The 7,664-nt window shown below is 57.0% G+C and carries 6 protein-coding genes; all 6 read right to left on the bottom strand.

Annotated features, from left to right (window positions below):
* Window positions 1–235: 235 nt before the first annotated feature.
* Complete coding sequence (locus K1558_RS28325) at window positions 236–1,402, bottom strand: SGNH/GDSL hydrolase family protein (protein ID WP_238655328.1); 1,167 nt, start codon at window positions 1,400–1,402, stop codon at window positions 236–238.
* Window positions 1,399–2,781 carry an FAD-dependent oxidoreductase gene (locus K1558_RS28320; RefSeq protein ID WP_238655327.1) on the bottom strand — a complete coding sequence of 461 codons (1,383 nt, stop codon included), beginning with the start codon at window positions 2,779–2,781 and terminating at the stop codon, window positions 1,399–1,401. The genes K1558_RS28325 and K1558_RS28320 overlap by 4 nt, the downstream gene beginning before the upstream one ends.
* A 40-nt stretch (window positions 2,782–2,821) precedes the next feature.
* The gene (locus K1558_RS28315) at window positions 2,822–3,721 is read right to left on the bottom strand and encodes a carbohydrate ABC transporter permease (RefSeq protein ID WP_238655326.1); all 900 of its coding nucleotides are present in this window, start codon (window positions 3,719–3,721) and stop codon (window positions 2,822–2,824) included.
* A 13-nt stretch (window positions 3,722–3,734) separates the two neighbouring features.
* Window positions 3,735–4,634, bottom strand: a complete 900-nt coding sequence (locus tag K1558_RS28310; RefSeq protein WP_238655325.1) for a carbohydrate ABC transporter permease — start codon at window positions 4,632–4,634, stop codon at window positions 3,735–3,737.
* A 68-nt stretch (window positions 4,635–4,702) separates the two neighbouring features.
* The gene (locus K1558_RS28305; protein ID WP_238655324.1) at window positions 4,703–6,115 is read right to left on the bottom strand and encodes an ABC transporter substrate-binding protein; all 1,413 of its coding nucleotides are present in this window, start codon (window positions 6,113–6,115) and stop codon (window positions 4,703–4,705) included.
* Window positions 6,116–6,260: 145 nt separating this feature from the next.
* Window positions 6,261–7,484: a glycoside hydrolase family 130 protein gene (locus tag K1558_RS28300; RefSeq protein WP_238655323.1), complete on the bottom strand. Its 1,224-nt coding sequence runs from the start codon at window positions 7,482–7,484 to the stop codon at window positions 6,261–6,263.
* Window positions 7,485–7,664: the final 180 nt, after the last annotated feature.

Genomic DNA, 7,664 nt, shown 5'->3' with positions numbered 1-7,664 from the left:
CCTTTCCAAGCAGGGGTTCCACCTGCTAAGTTACTCAACCTAGGCTCGGTCGCTCCATTTTGTACAATGGATTACTGTAAAAAATACCTGGAAATACAATCACCTGCTTGAATGTAAGAGCAGAAATCGGTAACGGGTGCAGGCTCAGCCCGATATCAGCCCAACATCTAGCTTGATGTTCGTGCTCAGCCTTTAATACCCCTGAGGTTCATCTTACAGTTTTAAAGTTGAAGCTCTACTGGTGCAGTATTCCGCCCTGAAGCGCAGCCGCCAGCCTGCCGCCGAAGCGGCTGCCCAGCAGCTCATAGCCCTCGGGGCCGGGGTGCAGGCCATCGGTCAGCAGTTGCCCGTCCGCCGGACCGAACCACTCCAGACCATCCAGGTAATGCAGCTGGCGGTCGCCCCGTGCCTGCAGCAGCTTCACCGTATCCGCGATCTCCCGGCGCATCAGCGGCAGGGTAAAGCCGAGCGGATTCTCCTCCGTCTCCCGCTCCGTTCCGTAGATAGGCGAGATGACCACCAGTGGTGTCTCTGTATGCTTCTCGCGGATCGTCTCCAGCAGACCGATCAGCAGCGGCTTGAACATCCGCGGGCTGGAGGACACTGCGCCGTAGATATTCACGCCGACGCACAAGGTAATCAGGTCAGCCGGCAGATCACGGATCAGCCGGCCCGCCATCGGCTCCATCAGGCAGTTGCCGGAGAAGCCGAGATTGGTCAAGTGATAGCCCATCTCTCCGGCGGCGATCACCGGCCAGGTGCGCGACGGGCTTGAAGCGGCTACACACTGGGTGATCGAGCTTCCATACGTCACCCAGCGCGGCCGCAGATCCGCCAGCGGTTCGGCAACAGCATCATCATCAATGGCAAGACCGCTAATCGTCATGCCCGTGTTCTGCGGCAGATAGATTTCCAGCTCCTTCATACCTGGGGCAAGCCCGGTGAAGCGGGCCTCCCCAGCCCCCGCAGCCAGCCGGAGCGTCTCAACCAGCCGGCCGTCAGCCACACAATCCAGCGAAGCATCCTCCGCAAGCGGCTCAAACGAGAGGAGGACCGTCCCGGAATCGGTGGCCAGCCGCAGCCGGATACCGGAGCAGATCTCTGCCTTTCCGCCGATTCCATCCGGCGGATACAAGTCATAGTCCCGGTAGGGGATCCTCCAGGGCTTGATGCCCTCCTGCCGGTGCTCCAGCGAGACCGCCCCGTGAAACCACTCCTCCTGCAACGGAAGTGACCTCACGTTGTTCTCGTTGTTCTCGTTCTTCACACTCTCCACACTCTCCGCGCTCTCCGCGCTCTCCACCCTCTTCCAGCACTCCTTGCTCTTCCCGTTCTTCACACTCTTCCCGCTCTCCACGTTCCCCACGCTCTCCACACTCTCCACATTCTTCGCGCCACTCACTGCGCCTGCCCCGCATCCTGCTCCACTGCCCCCGGAACGAAATCCTCCCCGAGCCACACATCCTGCTCCAGCAGGCGCTGCTGCAGTTCAGGAACCGAGATGCTGCGGGAGTCTGTACCGTCCCGCAGCGCAAGCGTTGCCGCCGTCCCGCAGGCCTGGCCCATCGAGAAGCAGTTCGGCATGACACGCAGGGAGCCTTGCACCGCCCGGTCCGAGGACACGGAACGTCCCGCCACCCACAGATTGCGGATGCCCACCGGCAGCATCACCCGGTAAGGCACCCCATGGGAGACGCCCGGCGGCAGATGATTGAAGGTCATATCACTTTTGCTGGTCGCCAGATGGATATCAATGTAATAGGCATTGCGGGCGATATCGTCTGGGAAAGAACGGGCGGCCACGAAGTCGTCCACAGTCAGCGTGTAATCGCCCTGGATGCGCCGCGTCTCCCGGATGCCAAGCTGTTCTCCGCTGGCCACCAGATGCGCCTGTTCGAAGCCGGGCACATACTTGCGGAAGAATTCAAGCTGCCGCAGCACCGTCCGGCGGCCCTCAATCGCTCCGCGTGTCAGGTCCTCGGCCTTCGTCCCGTCCACCCCGAACACATGGCCGAAGTTAACGCCGACCAGCTGATCGCTCACCCAGGCCAGGCCGGAGATCGATTTGCGGCCTTCCGGCAGCGCTCCTTCCAGAATCGCCTGCTCCACCGTCCGGTGCAATTGACTGGTATCTCCCGTCTCCGCCAGGAAGCGGCTGAAGCTTGGCCGGTCCACATTCGCCAGCAGATAACACATGCTGCCCGGCTGAAGCTCCCCTTCATCGCCACCCTTCTGGAACGGTACGCCCGACAGGGCTGCAATATCGCCGTCACCGGTGCAGTCGATGATATAACGGCAGCCGATGAACGACCGCCCGGATTTATTGACAATCATTACACCCTCTATCGTCTGGCCGTCCGGCGACCGCACCACATCGTAGACAAAGGTGTGGAACAGCGGCGTCACACCGCTCTCCAGAATTGCATCGTCATAGACACGCTTCAACACTTCAGGATCAATCGGCACCCAGTCCAGCTGCTCGCGGTATTCCTCCTGATAGCCTGGATCACAAGCCTGCTTCATCCGTTCCATCAGCTTCAGGCCGAGGCCGCGGATAATCGGCTTAACCTTGTCTGTGTAGGGGCAGAACGCCGGCACCAGCGCCACGGTGCCCATTCCGCCCAGATACCCGCGCTGCTCCACGATCATGGTGCTTGCCCCGCCTTCGGCTGCGGAGATCGCAGCAGCAATCCCTGCCGCCCCGCCGCCGATGACCAGCACATCCACCTCGCGGGAGACCGGCACCTCTGCCTGCGGTACTGTAATATGTCCGTAATTCATTATTATCCTAATCCTCCTTTATGCTTCATTTTTAACTTTATTACCCCTTCACCGAACCCGCCGTCACCTGGATGAAGGTTTTATTCGCCAGAATATACGCCAGCAGCATCGGCAGGATGGACAGGCAGGCCCCGGCCATCATCAGGTGAATCTGCATCGCGGCCGAGGAGCCATAGCGGAGATTCGCCAGACCGACCGTCAGCGTCTGCAGCTGCGGATTGGTCATTGTGAAGACCAGCGGCAGAATGTATTCGTTCCAGGCATGGCGGAAGGCGAACAATCCGGCCACCCCGAGTCCCGGGGTCAGCAGCGGCAGAATGATACGGAAGAAGGTGCGGATGAAGCCGGAGCCGTCCACCATCGCCGCCTCATCCAGCTCCCGGGGGATCGCCTTGAAGAAGCCCTGCAGCATGAAGAAGGTGCTGGAATGGGCGCTGACCAGAATCAGAATAACCCCCCACAGCGTCGTATTCAGATGCAGCGCAACCATCAGATCGAACTGCGGGCGCAGGACGATGGCCCCGACTGAAATGAACATCATGGAAGCCTGCACCGTGACATAGATTCTTTTCCCCGGAAAATCACGCCGGTCCACCACATAAGCAGCCATCGAGGCCACCAGCAGCGTCCCCACCGTCACCATTACACTCATAAAAGCACTGTTCCAGGTATAGCGGGCGAAATTGGCCTGCTTCCAGGCTTCAGCATAGTTATTGAATTGCAGCTTGGCGGGAAACAGGGTTCCGCCCGTCATCATCTCTGCTCCGGTCTTCAAGGAACCGGTCAATGTCATCAGCAGCGGAAACAAGGTCAGGACCGCCGTGGCCAGCAGGAAAAGCCACATCACGGTCCGGGTCACGATTCTCCCGGCAGAGCCGGGCGTCCGGCCAGCCGTCTGCGGCCGCCCTGCGGGCTGCTTGGATATCACAGATTCGTTCATTTGGATAAGCCTCCTAATACACCTTGTTCATTTTGCGGCTGAAGAAGAAATACAGGCCGGTTACCGCTCCAACAATTACAGCGGTGGCGAAGCCCACGGCGCTGCCGTAGCCGAGTTGCTGTGTTACCGGTGAACCGGTGGATACAGGAAATAGCAGCTTGTAGAGATAGAGATACATGACTTCCGTTCTGCCGATCGGTCCGCCTTCGGTGATGACCATGATGCTCTCATAGCCCTTCAGGGAAGCGATAATCGCCAGCATAATGACCATCTGGGCTACCGGAGCCAGCATCGGAAGCGTAATATTCCAGAAGCGTCTTCCGGCGTTCGCTCCGTCGATGGACGCGCTCTCGTACAGGTCCTGCGGAATGCTCTGCAGCCCGGCGAGAAAGAGCAGCATATAGTTCCCGACGGCACCCCACACCGCCACAAGAATGACGGTCAGCATGGCGTGCTTCGGACCGAGCCAGTCGACCGGCTGGGAGACGAGATGCAGCTTCATCAGAACTGTGTTAACCATGCCGTTATAGGAATTGAAGATGTTATAAAAAACAACCGAGATCACCGCAGTACTAATGACTGTCGGCATAAAGTAAATTCCCCGGAGCAAATTCGATCCGCGCAATCTGCCGTTAAGAATAACAGCCAGCAGCAGCGACAGCGGCAGGGTCAGCAGCAGCTTCCCTCCGGCAAAGATGAAGGTATTGCGCACCGATTCCCAGAACAGGGTATCCCGCAGCAGCCGGCTGAAATTGTCCAGCCCGGTAAACAGCGCCTCACCGTATCCGGCATAATCATAGAACATATAGCGCAGCATCCAGATCAGAGGATAGATGCCGAGCGTGAGCGTCAGAATGACGCTTGGGGCCAGGAACAGGGAATTCTCTCCAAGTCTTTTCCATTTATAGATCATGATTCGTCTCCTTGAGGGATAGCAAAGGGGCTGATCCGGGAATCCCGTACAAGCCCCTTTGTCACCCGTTATTCTCCCTGCGGCTTCATTGGATCAAAGGCCGGGTCCGGCGTAACAGTAACCTCGCCCTTCTCCACTGCTTTGGACAATGCGTCATTGTATCTTGTATTCAGATCAGCAGCAATGGCCTTGGCATCTCCGCCAGAGAGCATATATTTGAAGAAAGCATCCGCATAGGTAGAGCCTTCCGGCATGACGTTCGGCACAGCAGGCCAGAGCGAGTCATGCTCACCGACCAGGAAGCCTTCCATACCGCCAATCTCCGGCTTCTTGGCCTGCTCCACAATACTCGGCACCACCGCAATCCCGAAGCCCTTCTCATGATATGTCTTCAGAATATCGTCGCCGTACATGTACTGCATGAATTTCCAGGCTGCTTCCTGGTGGGCTGATTTGGCGCTAATACCAAGCCAGGTACCGGCAGATACGATTTCCGAGGTTCCCTTAATCTGCCCGTCCAGCGTAGGGGCCAGCGTACCTGCCCAGTTGATTTCTGTCGGGAACTGGTCCTGGTATACACCCGGCTCCGTCGAGAAGCTGAGGTACATGCCGATTTTGCCTGCGGCAAATTGGGCGCGCAGCGGGTCAATATCCAGCGTTTCCGCACCCGGCAGAATGCTTCCGTCCTCGTACATCTGCTTGAAATACTCGATAACCTGAGAGTAAGGCGCGAAGTCGAACTGGCCTGTCTTCAAGTCAAAGCCAAGTCCCTGATAACCGCTCAAGGAGAGAATCTCGCGCATGGAACGGTCAAAAGCCGACTTTGGACTTTTGAAATTCAGCGCAAAGCCGTAGACGCCCTCGGATTTGCCGGCCTCAGTGATTTTTTTGGCGTCATCGACCATTTCCTGCAGCGAGGCCGGAGGATTTGCGATGCCTGCTTTGTCAAAGAGATCCTTATTGTAGATCAGACGCAGGGTCAGGCCGGTATTGGCCAAAGAATACACCTTGCCGTCAAAACGGTTGACATTGTCGATCAGCAGACTGCCAAATTTAGTCTTGATCTCATCGGTCAGATAATCGTCAATCGGAGCCAAATAGCCTTTTTTGACAAATTCGGGGGTGTTGCCGCTCTTCAGACGAAGGATGTCCGGTGCCTGGTTGCTGGTGAAGGCAATATCAACGCTCTGCGCGTAATTCTCGGACATGACCGTTAATTCCACCTGGATATTCTCGCCGTTTGTCTCGTTGAACTTATCGACCAGTTCCTTGATATATTCCTGGTCATGACGGTCATCAGTCCAGTATTTAAGCTGCACCGGCTCGCCTGTCTCAGCTGCGGCCGAAGCTGCCGGACTCGCTGTTGCTGCTCCGGGTGTTCCCTCCGCCGTAGCACCGTTACCGTTATTGTTACCGCCGCAGCCGGCGATTCCGGCGGCCAGCATGAGGCTCAGGCTGAGGCCCAACCATTTTTTCTGCATACGTTCTACCCCTTTGATTGACATTTGTATTGTGAGCTCGTTCTCTATTATAGGCTACCCCTCCGGCAAAAGGAGTGCGGCAGACTCACTCTTGAGGGACAGAATTCTATTCTTTGCGGCAGGCGGCAGCGGCTTGGCTCCCCCGTTACCGCTGGATGCCGTTCTCATTAAATGTCCGGATGTATTCCAATAATTCCGCAAAATGAACCCAGGCGATCCCCACCTTCTGATCCGCAGCGCCATAAGACATCATTAATTCCTCCCCCATGACAATGCCTCCCGTGGTAAACAGACAGGGCGTAGGGTAATCCTCCGGCATCTCCCAATCCCGCTCCGCATACATTAGACGCTCGGAGCACCGGTGAATAATGACCGGAAAATCATTCTCCTGCTCCTTGAGGATCATGAAGGACTGCGTATAGCCAAACTGTGCATTCTTCTTCCCGTGATACGCCACCAGCCACTCCTGATTCCCCAGGGCGACCGGCGGCCAGCTTGCCCCCACACGGTCCTCCTCCCAATCAAACAGCGGGCTGGCCAGCAGCCGGTGGACGGCAGCAGGTGAAGCGAAATCCGCGACGGATTCCGCCGCCGCCAGATAAATGGACGGTTTGCCCGCCTGCTCCCCTCCGGCAAAAGGAAGCACATTCATCGGCCGGTGCAGCATCACATATTGCCTTTTCCCTGCAATCCTCATCTGCTCAGGAAACAGGAACACATCCCGGTTATCGCTGACAGGTCCCTCAGTAAGCGGGCCTACATACCCGAAAGCGTCTTCATAGTTCCCCTCCTTCAGCCTGGTCAAATCCAGCTTGTACAGAACGCTGACCGTATCATTCGCCCTGGCCGATTGAATGAACGGGTCTGTACTCTCTCCCGCAAAGATCCAATCCGGCACATACTCAAAACGCGTCTGCACCGGAGGCTGCTTGCTGCTGAGCCAATAAGGTCCAGGGGGAAAAGCCCGGCAGGCCACCGTGACATACAGCTCGTTCCCGGTGTAAAAGATACGGGGGTCCTCCACACAGCCGTTGGCGTAATTCCGCACTCTTTTTCCGTCAATGTCCGTGATGTACAATTCATCCTCTTCATACCCGAGGGCCGGAGCCAGGGCTGGTCTTGAAAAGTCTGCTTCCCAGGTCTCGCCCCCATCTCTGCTGCGCGCGTAGCCCAAAAAAATCGGATAAGGATCATGGCAGCCCTCCCTTCTCTTCTGCGGCCACGGCCCCGTAGCCCGAAACAGCATATGAATGTCATTCGAGTCAGGGTCCTGAATGATCGCCGGATTGAGAACCATTTTGTCCGCCCAGTCACAGCCTGGTACAGGCTCAAGCGCCGGTTTGTCCAAATAGCGAAATTGTGGTTTCATAGTTCCTCCTGATTTACCTCGTGAACTCAGAGGCATATTCCGTTTTTCAGCAAACAACTTATCACAGGCCATGCGCGAATTCAAAAGACTTTTCCCCTGAAACCGGCCTTCTAGGCAAAACAGTAAGATCCGTCAAATGAAACAGGAAGATCCATCATTCACGCGGGTCCGGGTGGCGGC

Origin of the sequence: Paenibacillus piscarius (assembly GCF_022234545.1) — a bacterium.
Lineage (GTDB): Bacteria > Bacillota > Bacilli > Paenibacillales > Paenibacillaceae > Paenibacillus_AQ > Paenibacillus_AQ piscarius.
This window is presented reverse-complemented; position numbering and strand designations above follow the sequence as displayed.

What these genes read in the sequence shown, in the direction of transcription:
- K1558_RS28320 (WP_238655327.1), bottom strand. Translation starts at nt 2,781, where the DNA reads ATGAATTACGGACATATTACAGTACCGCAGGCAGAGGTGCCGGTCTCC.
- K1558_RS28315 (WP_238655326.1), bottom strand. Translation starts at nt 3,721, where the DNA reads ATGAACGAATCTGTGATATCCAAGCAGCCCGCAGGGCGGCCGCAGACG.
- K1558_RS28300 (WP_238655323.1), bottom strand. Translation starts at nt 7,484, where the DNA reads ATGAAACCACAATTTCGCTATTTGGACAAACCGGCGCTTGAGCCTGTA.
- K1558_RS28310 (WP_238655325.1), bottom strand. Translation starts at nt 4,634, where the DNA reads ATGATCTATAAATGGAAAAGACTTGGAGAGAATTCCCTGTTCCTGGCC.
- K1558_RS28305 (WP_238655324.1), bottom strand. Translation starts at nt 6,115, where the DNA reads ATGCAGAAAAAATGGTTGGGCCTCAGCCTGAGCCTCATGCTGGCCGCC.